24 protein-coding genes are annotated in these 24497 nt (G+C 73.7%); 17 read left to right on the forward strand and 7 right to left on the reverse strand.

The window, feature by feature from the left end; all coding sequences use genetic code 11:
• Positions 1 to 3 precede the first annotated feature (3 nt).
• Positions 4 to 876, reverse strand: a complete 873-nt coding sequence (locus tag CLV28_RS07030; RefSeq protein WP_100422613.1) for a DUF3097 domain-containing protein — start codon at positions 874 to 876, stop codon at positions 4 to 6.
• A gap of 188 nt (positions 877 to 1064) precedes the next feature.
• Here CLV28_RS07030 and hrcA point away from each other — a divergent pair, with 188 nt between their 5' ends.
• From hrcA to CLV28_RS07100, 14 genes are all read left to right on the forward strand, one after another.
• Complete coding sequence (hrcA, locus tag CLV28_RS07035; protein WP_100422614.1) at positions 1065 to 2093, forward strand: heat-inducible transcriptional repressor HrcA; 1029 nt, start codon at positions 1065 to 1067, stop codon at positions 2091 to 2093.
• A 76-nt stretch (positions 2094 to 2169) separates the two neighbouring features.
• Entirely contained in the window at positions 2170 to 3279 is a 1110-nt protein-coding gene (dnaJ, locus tag CLV28_RS07040; protein WP_100422615.1) for a molecular chaperone DnaJ, read from the forward strand.
• 34 nt (positions 3280 to 3313) lie between these two features.
• On the forward strand, positions 3314 to 4096 hold the full coding sequence (locus CLV28_RS07045; protein WP_100422616.1) for a 16S rRNA (uracil(1498)-N(3))-methyltransferase: 783 nt from the start codon (positions 3314 to 3316) through the stop codon (positions 4094 to 4096).
• A 92-nt stretch (positions 4097 to 4188) separates the two neighbouring features.
• Positions 4189 to 4539 carry an HIT domain-containing protein gene (locus tag CLV28_RS07050; RefSeq protein WP_100422617.1) on the forward strand — a complete coding sequence of 117 codons (351 nt, stop codon included), beginning with the start codon at positions 4189 to 4191 and terminating at the stop codon, positions 4537 to 4539.
• Positions 4540 to 4658: 119 nt separating this feature from the next.
• The gene (locus CLV28_RS07055; RefSeq protein ID WP_100422618.1) at positions 4659 to 5696 is read left to right on the forward strand and encodes a PhoH family protein; all 1038 of its coding nucleotides are present in this window, start codon (positions 4659 to 4661) and stop codon (positions 5694 to 5696) included.
• Positions 5693 to 6145, forward strand: coding sequence for an rRNA maturation RNase YbeY (gene ybeY / locus CLV28_RS07060; RefSeq protein ID WP_100422619.1), 453 nt, complete (start codon positions 5693 to 5695; stop codon positions 6143 to 6145). The genes CLV28_RS07055 and ybeY overlap by 4 nt, the downstream gene beginning before the upstream one ends.
• Positions 6142 to 7467, forward strand: a complete 1326-nt coding sequence (locus tag CLV28_RS07065) for a hemolysin family protein (RefSeq protein WP_100422620.1) — start codon at positions 6142 to 6144, stop codon at positions 7465 to 7467. The genes ybeY and CLV28_RS07065 overlap by 4 nt, the downstream gene beginning before the upstream one ends.
• Positions 7464 to 8390 (forward strand): GTPase Era, encoded by a 927-nt coding sequence (gene era / locus CLV28_RS07070; RefSeq protein ID WP_100422621.1) that lies wholly within the window; start codon positions 7464 to 7466, stop codon positions 8388 to 8390. Before CLV28_RS07065 ends, era begins: the two co-directional genes overlap by 4 nt.
• A 127-nt stretch (positions 8391 to 8517) precedes the next feature.
• Positions 8518 to 10137, forward strand: a complete 1620-nt coding sequence (locus tag CLV28_RS07075) for an alpha/beta hydrolase family protein (RefSeq protein WP_100422622.1) — start codon at positions 8518 to 8520, stop codon at positions 10135 to 10137.
• A gap of 148 nt (positions 10138 to 10285) precedes the next feature.
• Entirely contained in the window at positions 10286 to 12151 is a 1866-nt protein-coding gene (locus tag CLV28_RS07080; protein ID WP_100422623.1) for a DUF7937 domain-containing protein, read from the forward strand.
• Positions 12152 to 12294: 143 nt separating this feature from the next.
• The gene (leuA, locus tag CLV28_RS07085; protein WP_100422624.1) at positions 12295 to 14082 is read left to right on the forward strand and encodes a 2-isopropylmalate synthase; all 1788 of its coding nucleotides are present in this window, start codon (positions 12295 to 12297) and stop codon (positions 14080 to 14082) included.
• Positions 14083 to 14204: 122 nt separating this feature from the next.
• The gene (gene recO / locus CLV28_RS07090) at positions 14205 to 14984 is read left to right on the forward strand and encodes a DNA repair protein RecO (protein ID WP_100422625.1); all 780 of its coding nucleotides are present in this window, start codon (positions 14205 to 14207) and stop codon (positions 14982 to 14984) included.
• Positions 14981 to 15772 carry an isoprenyl transferase gene (locus CLV28_RS07095; RefSeq protein WP_100422626.1) on the forward strand — a complete coding sequence of 264 codons (792 nt, stop codon included), beginning with the start codon at positions 14981 to 14983 and terminating at the stop codon, positions 15770 to 15772. The genes recO and CLV28_RS07095 overlap by 4 nt, the downstream gene beginning before the upstream one ends.
• A gap of 85 nt (positions 15773 to 15857) precedes the next feature.
• On the forward strand, positions 15858 to 16247 hold the full coding sequence (locus CLV28_RS07100; protein ID WP_100422627.1) for a VOC family protein: 390 nt from the start codon (positions 15858 to 15860) through the stop codon (positions 16245 to 16247).
• On the opposite strand, the gene CLV28_RS07105 is transcribed toward CLV28_RS07100, so the two are convergent.
• Genes CLV28_RS07105 through CLV28_RS07130 form a run of 6 tightly spaced genes read right to left on the reverse strand, consistent with a single transcriptional unit; the run spans position 16238 to position 21074 of the window.
• Positions 16238 to 17401 (reverse strand): dienelactone hydrolase family protein, encoded by a 1164-nt coding sequence (locus CLV28_RS07105; protein WP_100422628.1) that lies wholly within the window; start codon positions 17399 to 17401, stop codon positions 16238 to 16240. The genes CLV28_RS07100 and CLV28_RS07105 overlap by 10 nt on opposite strands.
• On the reverse strand, positions 17398 to 17925 hold the full coding sequence (locus CLV28_RS07110; protein WP_100422629.1) for an SNARE-associated domain-containing protein: 528 nt from the start codon (positions 17923 to 17925) through the stop codon (positions 17398 to 17400). Before CLV28_RS07110 ends, CLV28_RS07105 begins: the two co-directional genes overlap by 4 nt.
• Before the next feature lie 2 nt (positions 17926 to 17927).
• Positions 17928 to 18317: a Fur family transcriptional regulator gene (locus CLV28_RS07115; RefSeq protein ID WP_100423064.1), complete on the reverse strand. Its 390-nt coding sequence runs from the start codon at positions 18315 to 18317 to the stop codon at positions 17928 to 17930.
• Positions 18314 to 19288, reverse strand: a complete 975-nt coding sequence (locus tag CLV28_RS07120) for a metal ABC transporter permease (protein WP_100422630.1) — start codon at positions 19286 to 19288, stop codon at positions 18314 to 18316. Before CLV28_RS07120 ends, CLV28_RS07115 begins: the two co-directional genes overlap by 4 nt.
• The gene (locus CLV28_RS07125) at positions 19285 to 20088 is read right to left on the reverse strand and encodes a metal ABC transporter ATP-binding protein (RefSeq protein ID WP_100422631.1); all 804 of its coding nucleotides are present in this window, start codon (positions 20086 to 20088) and stop codon (positions 19285 to 19287) included. Before CLV28_RS07125 ends, CLV28_RS07120 begins: the two co-directional genes overlap by 4 nt.
• Positions 20085 to 21074, reverse strand: coding sequence for a metal ABC transporter substrate-binding protein (locus tag CLV28_RS07130; protein ID WP_100422632.1), 990 nt, complete (start codon positions 21072 to 21074; stop codon positions 20085 to 20087). The genes CLV28_RS07125 and CLV28_RS07130 overlap by 4 nt, the downstream gene beginning before the upstream one ends.
• Positions 21075 to 21210: 136 nt before the next feature.
• On the opposite strand from CLV28_RS07130, the gene CLV28_RS07135 reads away from it, so the two are divergent.
• The 3 genes from CLV28_RS07135 (at position 21211) to CLV28_RS07145 (ending at position 24403) form a co-directional block, all read left to right on the forward strand.
• Positions 21211 to 21483 (forward strand): hypothetical protein, encoded by a 273-nt coding sequence (locus CLV28_RS07135; protein ID WP_100422633.1) that lies wholly within the window; start codon positions 21211 to 21213, stop codon positions 21481 to 21483.
• Positions 21480 to 23747 (forward strand): DUF6571 family protein, encoded by a 2268-nt coding sequence (locus tag CLV28_RS07140; protein WP_100422634.1) that lies wholly within the window; start codon positions 21480 to 21482, stop codon positions 23745 to 23747. Before CLV28_RS07135 ends, CLV28_RS07140 begins: the two co-directional genes overlap by 4 nt.
• Before the next feature lie 101 nt (positions 23748 to 23848).
• Positions 23849 to 24403 (forward strand): hypothetical protein, encoded by a 555-nt coding sequence (locus tag CLV28_RS07145; protein ID WP_170062639.1) that lies wholly within the window; start codon positions 23849 to 23851, stop codon positions 24401 to 24403.
• The last annotated feature ends 94 nt before the right edge of the window (positions 24404 to 24497 follow it).

Here is a 24497-nt window from a genome sequence, read left to right on the forward strand (position 1 = left end):
GCGCTACCCCTGCTCGGCCGTCACGAAGTCGATGAGCTCCTCGACACGGCCGAGCAGGGACGGCTCGAGGTCCGCGAACCCGCGCACCGCACCCAGGATCCGCTGCCACGCGCGCGCCACGTCGGCCTGCGAGTCGTGCGGCCACCCCAGCTCGCGCAGGATCCCGTGCTTCCACTCGGTGCCGCGCTCGATCGTGGGCCACGCGTCGAGACCGACGCGGGCAGGCTTGACCGCCTGCCACACGTCCACGTACGGGTGCCCGAGCACCATGACCGTGCCCTGCGGGACGCCCCGCAGCACGTCGTCAGTGATGCGCTGCTCCTTGCTCCCGCGCACCAGGTGGTCGACCAGCACCCCCACGCGGCGCTCACGGCTCGGCCCGAACTCGGCGAGCCGCTCGGCCAGGTTGTCGACGCCGTCGAGCATCTCGACCACGACCCCCTCGACGCGCAGGTCGTCGCCCCAGACCTTCTCGACGAGCTCGGCGTCGTGCTTGCCCTCGACCCAGATCCGGCTGCCGCGCGCGACGCGGGCGCGGGCACCGACGACGGCGCGCGAGCCCGACGCGGTGCGCGCGACCTTCGCGTTGACGCGACGGGGGACCGGCGGGACGAGGACGACGGGCGCGCCGTCGACCCAGAACCCCGGGCCGAGCCGGAACGTGCGCGTGCGGCCGTGGCGGTCCTCGAGCACGACGACGTGCATGCCGCCCGACTTCTCGACGCGCACGACCGCCCCGACCCAGCCGGTCTCGACGTCCTCGACCACGAGGCCCGTCTCGGCGGCGCGCTGCGTGGCCTGCGGGCGCGTGCGGTGGTGCGCGGTGCCGCCGGGGCCCGCGGCGAGGACGTCTGGTCCGTACCGGTCGATGCTCACGCACGAGACCTTAGGCCGGGGGCCTCGTGGGGCCACGCAGCGACCCGCCGGGGTCACGCTCGCCGCGAAACCTCCCGCACGCGTCGTCCGGCACCGTAGGATTGGCACTCGGGCCGGGCGAGTGCAAGCACGCCCGCCGGGCGCCCACGGGGCGCCGGTCCACGACGACGATCGACGCAGGAGGTGCCGTGAGCGACGAACGACGCCTCGACGTGCTGCGCGCGATCGTCGAGGACTACGTGACCACGCGCGAGCCCGTGGGCTCGCGCATGATCGCCGAGCGGCACGGCCTGGGCGTGTCGTCCGCGACGATCCGCAACGACATGGCCGTGCTCGAGGACGCCGGGTACATCACGCAGCCGCACACGTCGGCCGGGCGCATCCCGACCGACAAGGGCTACCGCGTGTTCGTGGACCGGCTCTCGACCATCAAGTCGCTCTCGAGCCCCGAGAAGCGTGCGATCGAGACGTTCCTGTCCGACGCGGTCGACCTCGACGACGTCGTGGCGCGCGCCGGCCGGCTGCTCGCGCAGCTCACGGGCCAGGTCGCGGTCGTGCAGTACCCGTCGCTGCGCCGCTCGGGGCTGCGGCACCTCGAGCTCGTCCCGCTCGCGCCCACCCGGCTGCTCGTCGTCATCATCACCGACACCGGGCGCGTCGAGCAGCGTGTGCTCGAGCTCGACGCGGCATGCGACGAGGTGTCGCTCGCCGAGCTGCGCGTGCGCCTCAACGTAGCCGCCGCGGGCAAGCGGCTGAGCGAGCTCGCGACCGCGTTCGACGGTCTCGCCGCGCAGGTCCGGCCCGACGACCAGGGCCTCGTGCGCCAGGTCGGCGCGCTCGTCGTGGAGACCCTCGGCGAGGAGTCCGAGGAGCGGATCCTGCTCTCGGGCACCGCGAACCTCGCGCAGGCCGGCATGCGGTTCGAGCACGCGCTGCGGCCCGTCCTCGAGGCCCTCGAGGAGCAGGTCGTGCTGCTCAACCTGCTGACCGAGATGGCGGCCGACGGCACCTCGGGCGTCGCGGTGCGCATCGGCCACGAGACCCAGCTCGCCGGCCTCGTCGACGCGTCCGTCGTCACGAGCGGGTACGGCACCGGGTCGGACGACGACGCGGTGGCCCTCGTCGGGTCGATCGGCCCGACCCGCATGGACTACCCGGCGACGATCGCGACGGTGCGCGCGGTCGCGCGCTACCTGTCGCGGATCCTCGCCTCGTGAGCAGCACCGCACCGCACGCCCCCGCACCACACGAACGTTCCGACCGACAGAGCACCGCTGGAGCAGAGAAGGACCTGTGAGCGACTACTACGAGACCTTGGGCGTGGCCCGCGACGCGAGCCAGGACCAGATCAAGAAGGCGTACCGCAAGCTCGCGCGCGAGCTGCACCCCGACGTGGCCGGCCCCGAGGCGGAGGACCGCTTCAAGGACGTCTCGCGCGCCTACGAGGTGCTCTCGCACCCGGACAAGCGCCAGCAGTACGACCTGGGCTCCGACCCGTCGGCGCCGGGCGGCGGCCAGGGCGGCGGCTTCGGGTTCCAGGACATCTTCGAGACGTTCTTCGGCGGCGGCCAGCAGAGTGGCCCGATCCCGCGCGCCCGGCGCGGCCAGGACGCCCTCGTGCGGCTCGACATCGACCTCGCCGAGGCGACGTTCGGCGCCAAGCGCGAGATCCAGGTCGACACCGCGGTCGTGTGCGGCACGTGCTCGGGCTCGTGCTGCGCACCTGGCACCTCGCCGCGCACGTGCGAGGTGTGCCACGGCCGCGGCACGGTCCAGCGCGTCGCGCGCTCGTTCCTCGGCCAGGTCATGACGACCCAGCCGTGCGCCGCGTGCCAGGGCTTCGGCACCGTGATCCCCGAGCCGTGCGTCGAGTGCGCGGGCGAGGGACGCGTGCGCAGCCGCCGCACCATCACCGTGAACGTGCCCGCGGGCGTCGACACGGGCACGCGCATCAAGCTCACCGCGCAGGGCGAGGTCGGCCCCGGCGGCGGCTCGGCCGGCGACCTGTACGTCGAGATCCGCGAGCGCAACCACGAGACGTTCCTGCGCCGTGGGGACGACCTGCACTGCACGCTCCAGGTCCCGATGACGGCGGCGGCGCTCGGCACGGTGCTCGAGGTCGACACGCTCGACGGCATGCAGGAGGTCGACCTGCGCCCCGGCACGCAGCCCGGGCAGATCATCACGCTCAAGGGCCTCGGCGTGGGGCACCTGCACGCCTCGGGCCGTGGCGACCTCAACGTGCACGTCGAGATCCAGGTCCCCACGGGACTCGACGAGGCGCAGGAGGAGCTGCTGCGTCAGCTCGCCCGCGCGCGCGGCGAGGAGCGCCCCGAGCCGCGGCTCTCCGCCGCGCACCCGGGCGTGTTCTCGCGCCTGCGCGACAAGTTCTCGGGCCGCTAGCCCGCCGACCGGTCAACCACGCGAGAGGGTCACCATGAGCGCACCCGTGTTCTTCGCCGAGCCCGCGGACGTCGCCGCCCACGCGGCCGGGTCGCGGTACGTCCTCGACGGGCCCGAGGGCCGTCACGCCGGGGTCGTGCAGCGCCGGTCGCCGGGGGAGCGCATCGACGTCGCGGACGGCGCGGGCACCCGCCTGCGCTGCACGGTCGCCGAGGTCGACGGCGCGCGCGTGCTGCTCGACGTCGACGAGGTCGTGGCCGAGCCCGAGCCCGACGTCGTGGTGACCCTCGTGCAGGCGCTCGCCAAGGGCGACCGCGACGAGCTCGCGATCGAGGCGGCGACCGAGGTCGGCGCCGACGCGATCCTGCCGTGGCAGGCCGAGCGGTCGATCGTGGTCTGGCGCGGCGACCGCGCCGAGAAGTCCCGGGCGCGCTGGGTCTCGACCGTGCGCGCCGCGACCAAGCAGGCCCGCCGCGCGCGCGTGCCCGAGGTCGGCGGCGTCGTCGCGACCAGGGCGCTGGCCGCGCGCGTGCGCGACGTCGTCGCGGCGGGCGGCGCGGCGGTCGTGCTGCACGAGGAGGCGACGACCGCGCTCGCGGACGTCGTGCTGCCCGAGCCCGCCGCCGCGGGCCGCGGGCCCGAGCTGCTCGTCGTGGTCGGCCCCGAGGGCGGGATCGGTGCGGGCGAGGTCGACGCGCTGCGCGAGGCGGGCGCGAGCCTCGCCCGCCTCGGCCCGCACGTGCTGCGCACCTCGACCGCAGGCCCGGTCGCGATCGCGCTGATCTCGGAGCGCCTCGGCCGCTGGGCCGGGGTCTGAGCCGCGCCGGCCGCGCGGGCTTCGACGGCTGTGCAGGCTTCGACGGCCCAGCGGGCAACGCGAGCCGCGCGGCGACGCGCTAGCGTGGCGGCATGAGCACCGAGAGCACCGACTGCCTGTTCTGCAAGATCGTCGCGGGCGAGGTCCCGTCCGAGACCGTCGCGTCGAACGACCGCGTCGTCGCGTTCAAGGACATCGACCCCCAGGCACCCATGCACGTGCTCGTCGTCCCGCGCGACCACCACGGCGACATCGCGCAGCTCGCGGCCGCCGACCCGGCGCTCCTGGCCGACGTCGTCGCGCTCGCCGACGAGGTCGCCGGGACGCTCGCGGACGGCCAGTTCCGCCTCGTGTTCAACTCGGGCCCGCGCGCCGGGCAGAGCGTGTTCCACGTGCACGGCCACGTCTTGGGCGGCACGCAGCTCGGCTGGCAGCCCGCCTGAGACCGGGGCGCGTCGGGGCAAAGCGCGCGACCGACGTCGTCCGCCCTCGGTAGGATGGTCCCGAACCTCCCGCCGGGAGGGACGGACCATCGAAGGAGCGCAGCGGCGAGAGCCGGCCCATGACATCCCCCACCTCGCAGTCCCGGTCCTCGCAGTCCCGGTCGCAGGCGGCGTCAGCCCCGCACGTCGAGCACCGCATCGTGGTCCCGACGCACGTGCCGATGGTCGCCCTGCTCGGCAGCGGCGACGCGGTGCTGCGCGCGGTCGAGGCGGGGTTCCCCGCGGTCGACGTGCACGCGCGCGGTAACGAGATCGCGGTCTCGGGCCCGCCCGGGGACGTCGCGCTCGCGTCCCGGCTGCTCGACGAGCTCGTCGAGGTCGTCGAGGGCGGCACGACGCTGACCCCGGACGTCGTCACGCGCTCGATCGCGATGCTGACCGCCGCGACCGCCTCGCGACCGGCCGAGGTGCTCACGCTCAACATCCTGTCGAACCGCGGGCGCACGATCCGCCCCAAGACGGTCGGGCAGAAGGCGTACGTCGACGCGATCGACGTCAACACCGTGACGTTCGGGCTCGGCCCGGCGGGCACCGGCAAGACGTACCTCGCGATGGCCAAGGCCGTGCAGGCCCTCCAGGCGCACCAGGTCTCCAAGATCGTGCTCACCCGGCCCGTGGTCGAGGCGGGCGAGCGGCTCGGCTACCTGCCCGGGTCGTTGTCCGACAAGATCGACCCGTACATGCGCCCGCTCTACGACGCGCTGCACGACATGGTCGACCCCGACACGATCCCGCGGCTGCTCGAGTCCGGCACGATCGAGGTCGCGCCGCTCGCGTACATGCGCGGGCGCACCCTGAACAACGCGTTCGTGATCCTCGACGAGGCGCAGAACACGACGAGCGAGCAGATGCGGATGTTCCTCACGCGACTCGGGTTCGGCTCGCGCATGGTCGTCACGGGTGACCAGACGCAGGTCGACCTGCCCGGGGCCACGGCGTCCGGCCTGCGCGTGGTCCAGGACGTGCTGACGGGCGTCGACGACGTCGAGTTCTGCCGGCTCACGTCGTCCGACGTCGTCCGGCACCGCCTCGTGACCGACATCATCGACGCGTACGCCCGCTGGGACGTGCGCCCCACCACGAAGGACGCCCGATGAGCATCGAGGTCAACAACGAGTCGGAGACCGTGGTCGACGAGGCCGAGTTCGCGGCCCTCGCCCGGTACGTGCTCGACGCGCTGTACGTGCACCCGCAGACGGACCTCGCGGTGCTGTTCGTCGAGTCCGACGTCATGGCCGAGCTGCACGTGAAGTGGATGGACGAGCCCGGCCCGACCGACGTGCTGTCGTTCCCCATGGACGAGCTGCGCCCGGGTCGCGAGGGCGACGTGACGCCCGCGGGCCTGCTCGGCGACATCGTGCTGTGCCCCGAGGTCGCCGCGCAGCAGGCCGCGGTCGCGGGGCACTCGACCGTCGAGGAGCTCCTGCTCCTGACGACCCACGGGATCCTGCACCTGCTCGGCTACGACCACGCCGAGCCCGAGGAGGAGAAGGAGATGTTCGCGCTGCAGCGCAAGCTCCTGCTGACCTTCCTCGCGAGCCGATGAGCGGCGCCGCCCTGGGCCTGGCCCTCGCGGTCGCCGTCCTCGCGGCCGCGCTCGCCGCGGTCCTGGCCGCGGGCGAGGTCGCCCTCGCCCGGGCGACGCGCTCGGGCCTCGTCGACGCCGAGTCCGAGGCGCGTGCGAGCGGCAGCGCCGCGCGCCTGCAGCGCGTCGAACGCGCCCAGGTGCTCGTGGAGGACGACGCCGCGACCGCCCAGGCCGTGGCCGTGGCCCGGGTCGTGGCGCAGTGGGTCGCGGTCGCCGCGGTCGTCGTCGTGCTCGACGGCTGGTTCGACGCGTGGTGGCTCGTGCTCCTCGTGACCACGGGCGTCGCGGTGCTCGTCGCGGTCGCGCTCGTGCGGGTGAGCCCGGCGACGGTCGGGCGGGCCAACCCCGTCGGCGTGGTCGTGGCGCTCGCGAGCCTGCTCGGCGGCGTGGCGGCGCTCACGCGCTGGGCGCTGCCCGTGCCCGAGGAGTCGCTGCCCGCGCCCGAGCGCACCGACCGCGAGGCGCGCGAGGTCGCCGACCGCATGAGCGAGTCCGAGGAGATCGAGGACGACGAGCGCGAGCTCATCCGGTCCGTGATCGAGCTCGGGCAGACGCTCACGCGCGAGATCATGGTGCCGCGCACCGACATGATCACCACGCGCGCGACGACGCCGCTCGCCAAGACCCTCACGCTGTTCCAGCGCTCCGGCTTCTCGCGGATCCCCGTCACGGGCACCGACACCGACGACCTCGTGGGCGTCGCGTTCTTCAAGGACGTCGTGGCCGCGCTGCACGCGCGCGCCGACGAGGCGCTCACCGTGGGCGACGTCGTGCGCCCCGCGATGTTCGTGCCCGAGTCCAAGCCGGTCGACGAGCTCATGCGCGAGATGCAGGCCGCGTCGTCGCACATCGCGCTCGTGGTCGACGAGTACGGCGGCGTCGCAGGTCTCGTGACGATCGAGGACGCGCTCGAGGAGCTCGTCGGCGAGCTGACCGACGAGCACGACCAGCCCGAGCCCGAGGTCGAGGCGCTCGACGACGACACCTACCGGGTGCCCGCGCGGTGGCCCATCGGCGAGCTCGGGGAGCTGTTCGGCCTGCACATCGACGAGGACGACGTCGACTCGGTGGGCGGCCTGCTCGCCAAGTCGCTCGGCAAGGTCCCCCTCGCGGGAGCCACGGCCGAGGCGCACGGGCTCGTGCTCGCCGCCGAGCGCATCGAGGGGCGGCGCAAGCAGCTCGCGACCGTGCTCGTGCACCGCGCGCCCGAACCCCCCGAGCACGAGAGCTCGGGTGCGGGACGTCCGGCCGAGCACGACCTGAAGGAGCGCCACCGGTGACCACCCCTGCGCCCGAGCACCGCTCGGGCTTCGCCTGCTTCGTGGGCCGCCCCAACGCGGGCAAGTCCACGCTCACCAACGCGCTCGTCGGGCAGAAGGTCGCGATCACGTCGGGCCGCCCGCAGACGACGCGCCACACCATCCGCGGGATCGTGCACCGCGACGACGCCCAGCTGATCCTCGTCGACACGCCCGGCCTGCACCGCCCGCGCACGCTGCTCGGGGAGCGTCTGAACCTGCTCGTGCGCGACACGCTCTCCGAGGTCGACGTGGTCGCGTTCTGCCTGCCGGCCGACCAGAAGGTCGGGCCGGGGGACAGGTTCATCGCGCAGCAGCTCGCCGACGTCATGCGGGGTCGCCGCGGCACGCCCGTGGTCGCGGTCGTGACCAAGACCGACCTCGTTGACCGCGACACCCTCGCGCGCCACCTCATGAGCGTCGACGCGCTCGGCGACTGGGCCGACATCGTGCCGGTCTCGGGCGTCGAGGGGTTCCAGGTCGACACCCTCGCGGACGTGCTCGTCTCGTACCTGCCCGAGGGGCCCGAGCTGTACCCCGGCGGCGAGCTGACCGACGAGCCCGAGTCCGTCATGGTCGCCGAGCTCGTGCGCGAGGCCGCGCTCGAGGGCGTGCGCGACGAGCTGCCGCACTCGCTCGCGGTCGTGGTCGACGAGATCACCCCGCGCGAGGACCGCGACCCCGCGAACCCCCTCGTCGACGTGCGCGTCAACATCTTCGTCGAGCGCGACTCGCAGAAGGCCATCGTGATCGGCAAGGGCGGCTCCCGGCTGCGTCACGTCGGCACCGAGGCACGCCGCGGCATCGAGGCGCTGCTGGGCACCAAGGTCTACCTCGACATGCGGGTCAAGGTCGCCAAGGACTGGCAGCGCGACCCGAAGCAGCTCAACCGCCTCGGGTTCTGACGGACCCGACCCGGCCCGCCTGACCCGGCTGGCCGGCGCGCCCGGCCCGACATGCCTGGCCTGAACCGGCCGGCGCGCCCGCCGTCCCCGCCCTGCCGTGCGGGCCGCCGGTGCCTACGATCGTGGCGTGATCTTCCGCACGGCGGCGACCTCGGCGGTCCTGGCGATCCTGCTCGCGATCGTCGGTGCCGTGCTGGGCCCGCAGTGGGACCCCGCGCCGATGACGGACCACGTCGAGGTCGCGTCGGCGTCGACCGTGATCGGCGACGCGGCCTCGTACCGTGCGACCGGGCCGGTCGACGCGGGCGACGCGGCTCCCCGGGCGGACGTCGGCACCTACGACGTGCGCACCACGGTCCTGACCGTCGAGCTCGACGGCACGAGCGTCGACGCGGTGCTGCGCGAGCCCGTGCGGGACGCCGACGAGACGACCCTGCTCCCGGGCGTCGTGTTCCTGCACGGGGCCGGGACGGGCGACGCGCGCACGGCGTTCGCGTCGACCGCCACCGCGCTCGCGAGCGCGGGCGTCGTGACGCTCGTGCCGTCCAAGCGGCTCGACACGTACTCGACCCGGCACCGCGACTACGTCACGATGGCCGCCGACTATGACCGGTCCGTCGCGGTGCTGCGGGGCGCGCCCGGCGTCGACCCTCGTCGGGTGGGTCTGTACGCCGAGTCGGAGGGGGCGTGGATCGCGCCCGTGATCACCGCGACGGACCCGTCGGTCGCGTTCCTGGTGCTCGCCTCGGCGCCCGTGGTCCCGCCGCGCGAGCAGGCGGCGTTCGCGGTCGACAACTACCTGCACAACACCGGGGTGCCGCAGGAGCTCTACCGCGTGATCCCGCGCGCGGTCGGCATGGCGCTGCCCGGCGGCGGCTTCGAGTACGCGGACTTCGACGTCGAGCCCTCCCTACGGCGCACGGGCGGCCCGGTGCTCATGCTGTACGGCACCGCGGACGCCTCGATGCCGATCGAGCAGGGCGCGCAGATCGTGCTCGCGCAGGCCGGGGCCGAGGTCGACGGGGGAGCGCAGGTCACGGTGCGCTACTACGACGGCGCCGACCACGGCCTGCGGGTCGACGGCACGGTCGTGCCCGAGGTCCCGCGCGACGTCGGCGCCTGGGTCGAGGGTCTGCCCGCGGTCGCGGACGCCGCACCCCAGGTCGCGGGGGCGCAGCCCTTCCAGCGGTCGCTCGCCGGTCCGGTGCCCACGCCGCGTTGGCTCGCGAGCGGCGACCTGATGCTCGCCCTGATCCTTGTCGCCGCGGCGCTCATGGTCGTCGGGAGCCTCGCGCTGGTCGTCGTCGTGCTGCGCGCGCGGGCCGTGCGCCGCGCCGGCGGCGTGCCGCGCACGGTCGTGCGGCGCTCGCGCGCGGTCCCGCTCGTGGTGCTGACCCTCGCGACCGTCGCGTCGTTCGTCGCGCTGATCGCGTACCTGGTGACGGTCGCGCGGCTCGCGCTCGGCTACGCGCGCGATCCCTGGCTCGTCGAGGGCGGGTGGCTCGCCGTCCGGGCGCTGGGCGTCGTCGCGATCGTCGCGGCCGCGGTGCTCGTCAACCGGGCGCTCGAGAGCCGGTCGCGGCGACGCGCGACGCTCGACGACACGCCCGTCGCCGCCTGGCGTGCGCGCCCCGACGCGGCCGTGCAGGGCGTCCTCGGCCACGCGTGCGTCGTCGTGCTCGTCGGGGGCGCCGTCCTGCTGCTCGTCGTGCTCGCGTACTGGGGCGTGTTCCAGCTCGGCATCTGATCGCACGTCGTGGGGCGGACGCGCCTCGGGACCGTGGCGCACGTCTCGCCGGGCGGGCGAGGTTTGAGGTTCGCCGCGGGGACCGGTAGAAACGACCCGGGCCATCGCGGCCCCGGGCGCCGTGCGAGGCCCGAGGACAGGAGGACCCGTGAACACCACCCCCGAGGCCCCGGCCGGGCGCAGCCCGTTCGCCGACGTGCCCCCCGCGGACTACGTGCGCGACGCCGTCGCCGCGATCCTGATCTTCGTGTCGTTCTCCCTGCCCTGGGACGCGACGCACCGCGGCGCCGACCGCATCGAGGTCGTGCTGCTCGCGCTCGTGAGCCTCGCCTCGCTCGGCCTGCCGTACCTCGCACGCTCCGGGGTGCTGCCCGCGACCTGGACCGTCCACACCACGCGCCGCGCACGCCTGCTCGCGAACGCGCCCTACGTGGTGCTCGTGGCCGTGTACGCGCTCGTCGACCTCGTCCAGGGCAAGGACGGGCTCGGCATCGGCACCGCCGCCGCGCTCGGCCTCGCCGGTGCGGCCCTCGCCGCGCAGCCGCGCGCCTGCGAGCTCGGCCCGGTGGACCAGGACGCGCGCGCGACCACGGTCTCGACGCGCATCCTGCTCGGCCTCGGGGTCGCCGCGGCGGCCACGACGGCGCTCGGCGTCGTGCTCGACGCGATCGACGGACCCGGCGCCGCGGGCGTGCTGTGGGCCGTGGTCTGCGCCGCGCTCGTCGTGGTGCTCGCGACCGTCCCCGCGGTGCTCGCCGCGCGCGGCGACGAGGCGTGGCGCACGACGCTCGTCGGGCTCGGGATCGTGCTCGTCGTCGCGTTCGTGCTCGGGTCGGGCCAGCTCGCGTTCGTGTCCGTGACCTCGGTCGGCACCGTCGGGTTCGGCCTGCTGCTCGTGCCCGCCGCCGCGGCGCTCGCGGCGTCGGCCGCGGTCGAGCGGGCGACCCGTCAGGTCGACGTCGTGGACCGGTGGGCGGGCGTCGCCGAGCGCACCCTGCTGCTCCTGAGCGCGACGGGCGTCGCCGTCGCGGCGAACGGGCTGCTCGGCCTCGTCGACGGCACCGAGGCGACGCCCGTCGCGGACGTGCTCGGCCTCGTCGTGGGGATCGTGGTCGGCGGTGGCGCCTTCGCCGCACGGCGTACGCAGCACGCCGACCTCGTGCGCGGGCGCAACCTCTCCCTCGTGCTGTCGGGGCTCGCGGTCGTGCTCGGCACCGTCCTCATGATCGTCGCCGGGCCCGGCCAGGCGCTCGCCGGCACGTTCCGGTTCCTGCTCGCGTTCGGCCTGCCCGCGCTCGTCGCCGTCGCGCTCACCGCGCCCCGCGAGCTGCGCGAGCTCACGGCGGGCGGGGCCGGGTCCGCCGCCCGAAGCGCCTACCAGTGGCAGGCCTCGCCGAGCACGGACGAGGTCGCGGACGCCGGTGCCGACGCGACGCACGCACCTGACCTCGGGGGCGTCGAGGACGCCCCCGAGGAGCGGGACGCCGCCGAGTCGACGCCCGAGCCGGCCGCCAGGCCCGTGCGGGCACGCCGGGTGGCGGGCCACCGGGCGTCGTCCGAGCGGGACGCGACCGACAGGGGCGCGACGGACCGCGCCGTGACCGAGGTCGGCGAGGCCGTGCGCCCCGCCACGGGGCGGACGGACCGTGCGGCGTCCGACCGTGCGGCGGGCGGGACCGGCCCGCAGGTCGTGACGATCGAGGGCGAGCGCACGGGCTACGCGGCGCGTCCCGGGCTCGTGCACGACGACACCGCGACCGCCGCGGTCGAGGCCGTCGGCCCGGCCACGGGCGGGGCCGACAGCACGCAGGTCATGGCCGCCGCGATGGGTCGCTGGACGCCGGCCGACGCCGCCGACCCGGCGACGCCGCTCGACGTGCTGGCGACGATCACGGCCGAGCAGCCCGAGTTGCGTCCGTACGTCGCGGCGAACCCGTCGACGTACCCCGCGCTGCTCGACTGGCTCGCCCAGCTCGGCGACCCCGAGGTCGACCGGGCGCTGCGCTCGCGCTGAGACGCGCTACAGTGGACGACGTGCGTACTGCTTCCCAGCTTCTCCTTCGGTGCCGCGACGAGGCTCTCTAGCCGGTCTCTCGTCGCGGTGGTTGGTGTGCCGGCTGACAGCACCCACGCAACCGAAACCCGAAGGATCGAACGATGAGCACCCCCACGCAGACCAGCGCCACGGCAGCGACCGTCGGCGAGAAGAACGCGCAGCAGCCGTCCGGCATGCCGATCCACAAGTACCTGCCGTTCCACCGGCAGATCGACGTGACGCTGCCCGACCGCACGTGGCCCGACAAGCGCATCGAGACCGCACCGCGCTGGTGCGCGGTCGACCTGCGCGACGGCAACCAGGCGCTGATCGAACCCATGAACGCCGAGCGCAAGCTCAAGATGTTCGAGCTGCTCGTGCAGATGGGCTACAAGGAGATCGAGGTCGGGTTCCCCTCGGCGTCGCAGACGGACTTCGACTTCGTCCGGATGCTCATCGAGGAGGACCGCATCCCGGACGACGTCGTCATCCAGGTGCTGACCCAGGCACGCGAGCACCTCATCGCCCGTACGTACGAGGCGATCGACGGCGCGAAGCAGGCCATCGTCCACCTGTACAACTCGACGTCGGTGCTCCAGCGCGAGGTGGTGTTCCGCAGCGACGAGGACGGCATCGTCGACATCGCTGTCAGCGGTGCGCGGCTGTGCAAGAAGTTCGAGGAGAGCATCCCGGGCACGACGGTCTACTACGAGTACTCGCCCGAGTCGTACACCGGCACCGAGCTCGAGTTCGCGGCGCGCATCTGCAACGCCGTGATCGAGGTGTTCGAGCCCACGCCCGAGCGCAAGGTCATCATCAACCTGCCCGCGACCGTCGAGATGGCCACGCCCAACGTGTACGCCGACTCGATCGAGTGGATGAACCGCCACCTGCACCAGCGCGAGAACGTCGTGCTGTCGCTGCACCCGCACAACGACCGCGGCACCGCGGTCGCGGCGGCCGAGCTCGGCTACCAGGCGGGCGCCGACCGCATCGAGGGGTGCCTGTTCGGCAACGGCGAGCGGACCGGCAACGTGTGCCTGGTGACGCTCGGCATGAACCTGTTCAGCCAGGGCGTCGACCCGCAGATCGACTTCTCGGACATCGACCACGTGCGCCGCACGGTCGAGCACTGCAACCAGCTCGCGGTGCCCGAGCGGCACCCGTACGCGGGCGACCTGGTCTTCACCGCGTTCTCCGGCTCGCACCAGGACGCGATCAAGAAGGGCCTGGACTCGATGGCCGCGCGTGCCGAGGCCGCGGGCCGCGGCGTCGACGACATCACGTGGGGCGTGCCGTACCTGCCGATCGACCCGAAGGACGTGGGCCGCTCGTACGAGGCCGTGATCCGCGTCAACTCCCAGTCCGGCAAGGGCGGCATCGCGTACCTGCTCAAGTCGGAGCGGCACCTGGACCTGCCGCGCCGCCTGCAGATCGAGTTCTCGCGCGCCGTGCAGGAGCACACCGACGCCGAGGGCACCGAGGTCACCGGCGACGACATCTGGACGATCTTCTCCGACGAGTACCTGCCCGTCGGCCCGGGCTCGGGCCTCGAGCCGTGGGGCCGGCTCAAGCTGCGCGGCACGCGCGCGGTCTCGACCGAGGACGGACCCGACACTCTGGCGGTCGACGTGCTGGACCGCGGCCAGGAGCTCACGCTCGAGGGCACGGGCAACGGCCCCGTCGCGGCGTTCGTCGACGCGATCCGCAAGGTCGGCGTCGACCTGCGCGTGCTGGACTACGCCGAGCACGCGCTGTCCGAGGGCGGCGACGCGACCGCGGCCGCGTACGTCGAGTGCCAGGTCGGCGACGACGTGCTGTGGGGCGTGGGCATCGACCCGTCGATCACCACGGCGTCGCTCAAGGCGATCGTCTCGGCCGTGAACCGCGCGGAGCGCACGGCGTCCTGAGCGCCACTGCTCGCCGAGCACGGGATCAGGCACACCGGCACGGCCGGATCGTGTGCCTGATCCCGTGCTCGGCACCGCGGACGGCGTCCCCGGGCGTGGGTGGCATGGCGGACAATGGTCCCGTGCCTTCGTACCGAGACGACGCCATCGTGCTGCGCACCCAGAAGCTGGGCGAGGCCGACCGCATCGTCACGTTCCTGACGCGCGAGCACGGCAAGGTGCGCGCGGTCGCCAAGGGCGTGCGCCGCACCTCGTCGCGGTTCGGTGCGCGCCTCGAGCCGTTCATGATGGTCGACCTCCAGCTGCACGAGGGTCGCTCGCTCGACACCGTGACGCAGGTAGAGACGGTCGGCCCGTACGCGCGCGCGATCTGCGCGGACTACGCGATGTACACCTCGGGCACCGTGATGCTCGAGACCGCCGAGCGCCTCGTCGCGTCCGAGCGCGAGCCGTCGGTGCAGCAGTTCTGGCTGCTCGTGGGGGCGGTGCGCGCGCTCGCCGAGGGCACGCACGCGCCCGGCCTGGTGCTCGACTCGTACCTGCTGCGCGCGTTCGCCGTCGCGGGCTGGGCCGCGAGCTTCACCGACTGCGCGCGCTGCGGCGAGCCGGGCCCGCACCGGTCGTTCAGCATCGCCACGGGCGGCGCGGTGTGCGGGCGCTGCCGGCCGCCGGGGTCGACCGCACCCGCACCCGAGACCTTCGAGCTCCTCGCGGCGCTGCTCGCGGGCGACTGGCAGGTCGCGAACGCCTCGGGCGATCGGCACCGCCGTGAGGCGAGCGGCCTCGTGGCCGCCTACAGCCAGTTCCACCTCGAGAGGACGTTGAGATCGTTGCGGATGGTCGAGCGCGGGTCCGCGCCGGACGAGCAGGCAGTCACGCGAGCGCAGGAGGCGGGCGCATGAGCCGTCGGGACGTGGTCGCGCCCCCGCCGCACCCGTCGGGCGCGCGGCCCCCCGCGATCCCGGCCGAGCTCGTGCCGAACCACGTGGCCGTCGTCATGGACGGCAACGGCCGGTGGGCGAACGCGCGCGGTCTGCCGCGCGTCGAGGGCCACAAGGCGGGGGAGGCGTCGCTGCTCGACGTCGTCGCGGGCGCGGTCGAGATCGGCGTCAAGCACGTCAGCGCGTACGCGTTCTCGACCGAGAACTGGAAGCGCTCGCCCGACGAGGTCAAGTTCCTCATGGGGTTCAACCGGGACGTGATCCGGCGCCGCCGCGACGAGATGCACTCGTGGGGCGTGCGGGTGCGCTGGGCGGGGCGTCGTCCGCGCCTGTGGGCCTCGGTCATCAAGGAGCTCGAGGTCGCCGAGGAGCTCACGCGCGAGAACGACGTGTGCACGTTGACGATGTGCGTCAACTACGGCGGCCGTGCCGAGATCGCGGACGCCGCGCAGGCGATCGCCCGCGAGGTCGCGGCCGGGCGCCTCGACCCGCGGCGGGTCACCGAGAAGACGGTCCAGAAGTACCTCGACGAGCCCGACCTGCCCGACGTCGACCTGTTCTGGCGGTCCTCGGGCGAGCAGCGCACGTCGAACTTCATGCTCTGGCAGTCCGCGTACGCGGAGATGGTCTTCATGGACACGCCGTGGCCCGACGTCGACCGGCGCACCCTGTGGGCAGCGATCGAGGAGTACGCGCGTCGTGACCGCCGCTACGGCGGTGCGGTCGACACCCCGAACGCGCCCGCCTGAGAGCGTCGAGCACGTCGGTCAGGCGTCATCGACGTCGTTGAGCACCCCTCGCGCGCGTGTCGGACGCCGTCGCTAGGGTCGGTCCATGACGATCCGACCCAGCATGGTGACCGTGGACAGCACCGCACCGACGCCCCTCGCACGGTGGTGGGCCGAGCAGACGGGCGGGACGCTGACCGACGAGTTCGACGGGTTCTTCCTCACGGTGAGCCCGCCGGAGGGTGTGGCGGCCCCGGTGCTCGGCTTCCAGATGGTCGACGCGCCGACGCCCGGCAAGAACCGCCTGCACGTCGACTTCGAGCTCGCCGGCGAGCGGACCGACCTCGACGCGGAGGTCGAGCGCCTCGTCTCGGCCGGCGCCGGACTCGTCGCCCCGCACTCGGTGCCGGGCTACCGCTGGGTCGTGCTCTCCGACCCGCAGGGCAACCAGTTCTGCGTCGGGGCGCGTGACGCGGGCGTGACCGACTACTCCTGAGCGGCCCGGCGCTCCTCCTGACAACGAGCCGACGGCGCTCCGAGCGTCTCCCGCAGGAACGTCCCGAGGTGCTCCTGCATCGCACGGGTGAAGACGTGACCGCCGGGAACGAGCGCACCCTCGTACGTCCCGGTCGCGCCCGTGAAGAGCTCTTCGAGACGGTCGTGGGCGGCCAGGATCCCGTCGCGCGGGAACAGCGGGTCGTCGAGCGCCGAGAGCACGAGCTGGTGGTGCGTCCCGCGTGCGGCCGCGAGGTCGGGCAGGTCGAGTGCGGGCGCGAGCCCCGGCGTCGCGAGCAACCATGAGTGCGCGTCGACGTGCGCCGGGGTCATCGACGCCGCGGTCGCCATCATGCAGACGACGGCGCTCGCCCGCACGCGCTCGTCGAGCGCCGTGAGGGTCGCGGCGCGACCACCACCACCGGAGAACCCGACGACGCCGAGCCGTGCGGCGTCGACCCCGGGCAGCGCCGCGAGCACGTCGAGGGCCACCAGGTCGTCGTGCGCGACGGTGCCGGCGAACGACGTGCCGATCCATCCCGCGACCTTGGCGACGGCGTCCTCGTGGTGGGCCGCCGCGACGTCGTACGCCTCGTCGTCGTCCGGGACGTGGCCCGCGGCCGCCCAGGCCGCACGCTGGACGTCCATCACGGCGCGCAGCCGCCACGGCTCGGGGTCGAGGCGCACGCGGCGCGACCCCCATGTGAACGCGTCGTGCACGAGCACCACGTGCCCGCGGCGCGCGAGGTCGTTGACGAGCGCCCGGCCCTCGTAGTGCTCGGTGCGTCGGCGCTCGGCCCCCGGGCTTGGGCGGTCCGTGCGGACCAGACGTTCGCCCCCGACCGACTTGACGCCGCCGTGGCAGTGCAGCGCGAGCACGCCCGGGAGCGTGCCCTGCTCGCGCGGGCGCACGACCCACGCGCGCGTGGGCGGCCCGAACCCGGTGCGCCACTCGATCTCGGTGCCGACCAGCGGGTCGTCGCCCGGGCCGCCGTCGTCCCACCGGCGCACGACCCGCGGCGTCACGGGCGTCGGCTGCGGCACGCCGAGCAGCGCGGCGACCCGCGCCGCGACGGGGTCGGCGGGGGCGAACACCCCGTTGGCGAGGGCGTCCGGCCAGTCCTCGTACCCCTGGACGGTGTGCGGGCGGGTCATCGCGCGGTCCCGCGTTGGTCGGGCCGGTCGGACGTCGCGTGCCGCCGCACGCTCCGGACCACGAGCGCCGCGACGAGCGCGAGCAGCACGACGACGGCCACGAGCCCCCACGGCGAACCGGTCGCGGCGGCGAGCGCCGCGGTCCACGCGGCCCAGCCGACGGTCGCGTAGATGGTCGCGTGGATCGCGCACCCGAGCAGCATCGCGGCGAGGTAGCGGCCGAAGGGCATGCGCAGCATCCCGGCGGCGCCGTTGACGACGGTCTTGGTGCCGGTCGCGAGGAACGACGCGGGCACGGCCACCAGACCCCACCGGTCGATCGCGGCGGCACCCCGCCCGGCGGCGTCCGACGCCAACCAGGTGTGCACGCGGGCGGCCCAGGGCCGTACGGGGCGGGTGCGGTCGAGCGACCACTCGGTCACGATGCGCGCGATCCAGTAGGTGGCCTGGGTGCGCACGAGCACGACGACGAAGAAGAACGCGAAGAGCGCCCAGAAGGGTCCGCCGTCGAGCCAGGAGGGCACGGTCAGCCTGCGCGGGTCGCGGCGGCGCAGTCGGCGCAGGTGCCGAACAGCTCGACGGTGTGCTCGATGTCGGCGAACCCGTGCGCGGCGCCGACCTGGCCGGCCCACGCCTCGACGGTCGGTCCGTCGATCTCGACCGTGCGTCCGCAGGCGCGGCACACGAGGTGGTGGTGGTGCTCGGTGCGCTCGCAGCGGCGGTAGAGGTTCTCGCCGTCCTCGGTGCGCAGCACGTCCACGTCGCCGGACTCGACGAGGCCCTGGAGCGTCCGGTAGACGGTCGCGAGGCCGATCCCGTCGCCCGCGGCGCGCAGCACGTCGTGGAGCTGCTGGGCGCTGCGGAAGTCGTCGATGCGGTCGAGCGCGGCCGAGACGGCGGCGCGCTGCTTGGTCATGCGCTGCACGGGTCGTCCTCTCCGGCCGCGGACGCCGTCGCCGCGGTGCCGTGCGGTCGTGGCGTCCCGGCGACCTGGACGTCGTCGGGGATGTCGGGGTGGGGGTCGTGCGGGGTGCGCCGTCGCACGACCAGGGGGCGGATCGCGGCGACGAGGCCGTAGGTGAGGATCGCGAGCACCACGATGGTCGCGCCGGGGGACCAGTTGTACCAGTAGGTGATCGACAGGCCGACGACGCAGACGGTGACCCCGACGACCGCCGCGACGGCCATGGTGCGGCTGAACGACCGGGTCACGAGCTGGGCGACGGCGACTGGCACGATCATGAGCGCGCTCACGAGCAGGAGCCCGACGACGCGCATCGCGACCGTGACGGTGAGCGCCGCGACGACGGCGATCGCGATGTTGAGGAACCGGACGGGCAGGCCGGACGCGATCGCGAACTCCTCGTCCTGGCTCACCGTGAACAGCGCGGCGCGCAGCCCGAGCCCGACCGCGAGCACGATCACGGCGAGCACGGTCGTGAGGACGAGGTCGGCGAGCGTGACGGTCGAGATCGAGCCGAACAGGTACGTCATGAGGTTGGCCTGCGAGCCGCCCGCGATCCCGATCAGGAGCACGCCGCCCGCGATGCCGCCGTAGAACAGCAGGGCGAGCGCGACGTCGCCGCTGGTCTGCCCGCGTTCGCGGACCAGCTCGATCGCGACGGACCCGATCACCGCGGCGATCACGGCGCCGGGGATCGCGAGGGCGTCCTGCGGCACGAGACCCATCCCGGCGCCCACGAGCCACCCGAGCGCGACCCCGGTGAGCGCGACGTGGCCGATCCCGTCGCCGAGCAGCGAGAGCTTGCGCTGCACGAGGTAGGTGCCGACGATCGGTGCGGTGAGGCCGACCAGCAGCGCGGCGACCAGCGCCCGCTGCATGAGCGGGTCGGTGAGCATGTAGCCGAGCTCGTCGAGGAGCGTCATGCGGTGAAACCACCTTGCTGGAGGCCGAGGTCCTGGACGGGCAGCGGGCCGGTCGAGGCGGGGTCGTGCGGGTGCAGGTGCTCGTGCTCGGCGTGCCCGTGGGCGGCGGACGCCGCGGGCGGGGCGCCGTCGTGCACGACCTTCCCGTGCCGCAGGACGACCGCGCGCGTCACGAGCGGCGCGAGGGCGCCGAGCTCGTGCAGCACGACGAGGACCGTCAGGCCCTCCTCGACGAGACGGCGCATGGTCGCCGCGAACGCCTCCTGGCTGGGCTGGTCCACGCCGGCGACGGGCTCGTCGAGGATCATCAGGTCGGGACGCCGTGCGAGCGCGCGGGCGATGAGGACGCGCTGCTGCTGCCCGCCCGAGAGCTCGCTCGTGGCGTCGGTGGCGCGGTCGCGCAGGCCGACCATGTCGAGCGCGGCGTCGGCCTGCTCGCGCCAGTCGCGCGGCAGCCGCAGACGGCGGCCGTGCAGCAGCCCGGACGCGACGACCTCGCGCGCGGTCGAGGGCACGCCGGATTGTGCGCTGACGCGCTGGGGCACGTAGCCCACGCGCTGCCAGGGCACGCCGTTGCCGAGCGGTGAGCCGAGCAGTCGCACGCTCCCGCCCGCGAGCGGCAGGATCCCCACGAGCGAGCGCACGAGGGTCGACTTGCCGGAGCCGTTGGCGCCGAGGAGCGCGACGACCTCGCCGGTCGCGACCGTGAGGTCGACGCCGCGCAGGATCGTGCTGGCGCCGAGGGTGACGCGCACGTCGCGCGCGTCGATGACGGGTGTGGCGCCGGAGGGGCCGCTCACGGGCAGGTCAGCCCGGTCTCGAGGGCGTCGAGGTTGGTCCGCATGATGCCAAGGTAGTCGGTCGAGTCGTCGGTGAGCGTCTCGATCGGGTCGAGGACGGCGGTGTCGACGCCGACGTCCTGCGCGAACGTCTCGGCGACCTTGGTGCTCGCGCTGACCTCGGTGTAGACGGTGCTGACGTCGCGCTCCTCGACGACCTCGCGGATCTCGCGCAGGCGTGCGGGGGAGGGCTCGTTCTGCGGGTCGACGCCCGCGATGCCGACCTGGTCGAGGTCGTACCGCTCGGCGAGGTAGCCGAACGCCTCGTGCGAGGTCACGAGCGCGGCGCCGGTGCAGGGTTCGAGCGCGGCCGTGTAGTCGTCATCGAGCGCGCCGAGGTCGGCGAGCAGCGCCTCGAGGTTCGCGCTGTAGTCCGCGGCGTGCTCGGGGTCGACGTCGGCGAGGCTCGCCTCGACCGCGGTCGCGACGTCCGCGAGACGGGTCGGGTCGAGCCAGAAGTGCGGGTCCAGGATCCCGTGGTCGTGACCGTCGTCCGCGTGCTCGGCGTGCTCCTCCTCGCTCTCGTGCGCGTGCTCGTCGACGAGGCCCTCGTCGTGCTCGCTCGCGTCGGTGCCGTCGGGCTCGGCCTCGAGGCGGGCGGAGTCGGCCGCGTCGAGGGCGTTCGCGTCGCGCGCCTCGACGGCCTCGTCGACGGCCTCCTGGAACCCGGCGAGGTAGATGACGAGGTCCGCGTCGCCGACGCGGCGCACCTGGGCCGGCGAGAGCTCGAGGTCGTGCGGCTCCGCGGCGGGCGGCGTGAGGTTGGAGACGTCGACGTGCTCGCCGCCGATGCGCTCGGCGACGAATTGCAGCGGGTAGAACGAGGCGAGCACCTGGACGCGGTCGGGGTGCTCGGCCTCGACGGACGCCGTGCCGCACGCCGCGGCGGTCAGCGCGACGGCGGACACCGTGGCGGCGGTCAGAAGGGCGCGACGGGGGAGGGGCATGCGTCGATCTTCGCCCAGTTGAGAATGAATGTCAACTACAGGTGGCTGTCGACGTCCACGGGGAGTTCTCCCCATACCGCCGGGTGCGGGACCCCGATAGAGTCCGGCGCGACCGTTCCGCCACCGAGGAGGCCCCGTGCCCGGAGACCTGCGCGTGTCGTTCGACGCGCTGACCGCCGCAGCGACACAGCTCACGAGCTTCGTGGGTCAGCTGCCCGACCGCGCTCGGGCGTGGTGCGACGACACGGGGAGCCCCGCCGTCACCGCTGCCATCGACGAGTGGGCCTTCTGGTACTCCACCGAGCTGCTCCGCGTGCAGGACGAGGTCGCGTCCGCGGCCGACCAGGCCCGGTACGTCGTGCAGGAGATGTCCGCGGCCGACGCCGACCTCGGGAGGGCGGCCGGGTGACGCGCTGGGACGTGACCGACCCCGGCGCGGGCGTGATGATGGGCCCGATGGGTTACGCGGCGACGCTCCGGACCCAGGCGGAGACCATCGAGCAGGTGTGGACGGGCACGGACACCGTGCTCGGCTCGCTCGGCGACGAGGTCTGGTCCGGTGCCGCGGCCGACGCCTACCGGTCGAGCCTTCGCGTGACCCGCAGCCACCAGCGGACCGTCACGAACGCCATCGAACCCGTCCAGGTGGCGCTCGACGCGTATGCGAGCGCGGTCGTCGGCATCCAGCAGCGGGCCGCGCACCAGCAGCAGGTGCGTGACGACGCGCGACGGCGGCAGTACCAGCTCGGTGGCTGGGACCCGGGCGCGGGCCCTGCCATGGTCCAGCACAAGCAGCAGCTCGCCGAGCAGGCGGAGGTCGACGCCTACTACGCAGAGCGGGCGCTCGAGGACCTCGCCGCCGAGCGGCAGTCGGCGGACGACGCGCTCGTGGCCGCGCTCGCGGTCCCGGGAGGCGCCGCGTGGGAGCGGCGCAAGCAGGTGCTCGCGCACGCGGGGATCACCGGGGTCGACGCGCTCGACCGCGACAAGCTCGTCGAGGCATACGTGCGGTTCGCCGACCAGGCTCTCGACGGCGACCTGGACGAGGGGGACGTCACCTACCTCCGGGACTTCTTCGACGCGTGGGGCGACGACCCGGGCGTCATGGACGCGTACTTCCGCTCGCTCGGCGCGGCGCGCACGCGCGAGCTCGTCGACGAGATCGGCCTCGCGATGACGGACCCGCGGCACCCGATCGACCCGGCAGAGCTTGCCATCGCCGCCGCCGCGCTGCGCTCGGGCCTCTCGACGGCCTCGCGGGACTGGGACGACGAGCAGGCCGAGGCGTTCACCGCCGACCTCCTCGACGGGGTGAGCTCGGCGGGCGGCGGTGACCTGTCGACGATCGGATGGTTGTTCGGTGACCCGGCAGGGGCTCCCATGGGGCCTGCGTTCACCGTCGCGACGGCTGACCTGCTCGACGGGTGGGAGAGGTCGCCGGACCGGGTGGGGTTCGGTCCGGTCACGGACCGGAGCCCCTTCTCGGGAGGTCGCAATCTCACGTGGTTCGAGAACCTCGACGCCGAGGGGTTCGCCAGGAGCGACGACCCCATGGGTCGGGTCTTCGAGACGCTCGGCACCTATCCGGACGAGGCGCTCACGTGGCTCACGAGCGATGCGACCGATGTCGGGGGCAGCGGCACGGCAGGAGAAGCCCGCGTCGAGTACTGGTACGGCGAGCGGGACTGGGGCGTCGAGACGACGGGGGACGGCTTCGCCGGACCTGCCGCGCTGTGGGCGGGGTCGCAGCGGGTCGCGGGCGGTCCGGCCGACACTGCGTACGACGAGGCGACCTGGAACAGGGTCGAGGGGCTCACCGGTCGCATCATGAACGAGCTCGGCGAGAACGAGAGCTTCTCGGCCGACGCGCTCTCGCCCCAGGGCGCAGAGAACGTCGCCAAGGCGCTCGCCATCCAGCTGCCTATGCTGACGGAATATTCGATCGTGAGGCAGGGGCAAGAGTTCGACGGGGGGTTCGATACCGACGTGCTCCCGTGGGATGACTCCGAGCGTGCCGTCCCAGCCGTCACGATGGAGACGCTCGCGAAGATCGCCGGTGCCGCCGGGCACCACGAGTCCGGCGCGGGAGTGCTGACGGAGGCGGTCGACCGATATCAGAACGACCTGATCGCGCTCGCCGCGCTCGACCCGACGGCCGAGATCCAGGACGGTGTGAGCGTGACCGACGGCAACGGGCTCTTCGCCCGGATCACCGGCCTCCAGGGGCTCGTCGACGGGGCGACCGCCGGCACCGACGTGCGCGTGGGCGCCGAGCGCGACGCCGAGATCCAGGCGGTGATCGACGGGGCCCGCTCCGTGATCGACGAGATCCCGATCCCTGGGGCGTCGAAGCTTGCCTCGGGCGTACTCGGCGCGAGCCTCGAGTGGGGCGTCGACAAGCTCCAGGACGAGGCGATCAGTGCGGGCAAGGACTACCTGGAGTCCAAGGCGATCGACAGATGGGGCGGCAACGAGGAGCGCATCAGCGCGGCGGCCGACGGCGTGCTCGTCGACCGCCGAGGCGAGATCGAGGCGGAGGCCGCCGAGATCATCGCGCTGCTCGACCCCGACAAGTACTCGACCGCGCAGGGTGCGCTCGAGGCGTTCGAGTCGGAGTCGAGCCGATACAAGTACGTCTACGACAGCGCGCGCGCTGTGACCGAGGAAGGCTGAGCGGGGTGTCTGTGTTGCGGTGGCTGGGTACTGCGAGCGGTGTCGGTGTGGTCGTGGCGCTTGTCGCGGCGTGTGGTCCGCCGCAGGCGCCGCCGCTGCCGGTGACGCCGACGATCGTCTGGTCGGCGGGGGAGCCGACGAGCGACCTGGAGTCGGATCCGTGGGTCGCTGCGGTGCGTGCTGCGGCCGTGCCGTACGCAGTCGCGGTGAACGCGGTGGACACACGCTCGGAGGAGCTGCACTCCACGGTCTCGGAGCGGTCCATCTTGAGGCTCGACAACCGGTTGGAGGGTGACGGTGGTGACCCCGATGGTACTCAGCGGGTTCCGGGGCCCTGGCCGTTCGACCCGCTGTCGGTCGAGGTCGCAGAGGACGGGCGGAGCGCCGTCGTCCACGGGTGTTCGATCGACAAGTGGGTCCTGACGCTGTCTCAGCACGAGCTCCCGCCGTCGGATCCTGTGAAGGCCCGGGCCATGGTGATCAAGCTCGACGACGGGACCTACCGGCTCGACACCACGATCGGGTCTGACGTGCCGTGCGAGAGCGACCACCTCACGATCGGGGTGTTCGACCCGCTGCCGGTGGGCGACTGGGAGTACGACGAGCGTGACGTGCTCACGCGGGAGGACGAGTGGGCGTGGCCGATCGACGGGTAGCGCTCGTGAGGTGAGCGACGGTGACGGACCGGCCGCCGTCCCGACTCGGTAGGCTGGTACCTCGGCGCCCGGGACGACCCGGGCGTCCGTCGTC

Source organism: Sediminihabitans luteus, assembly GCF_002797595.1.
In the GTDB taxonomy this organism is placed as follows: domain Bacteria; phylum Actinomycetota; class Actinomycetes; order Actinomycetales; family Cellulomonadaceae; genus Paraoerskovia; species Paraoerskovia lutea.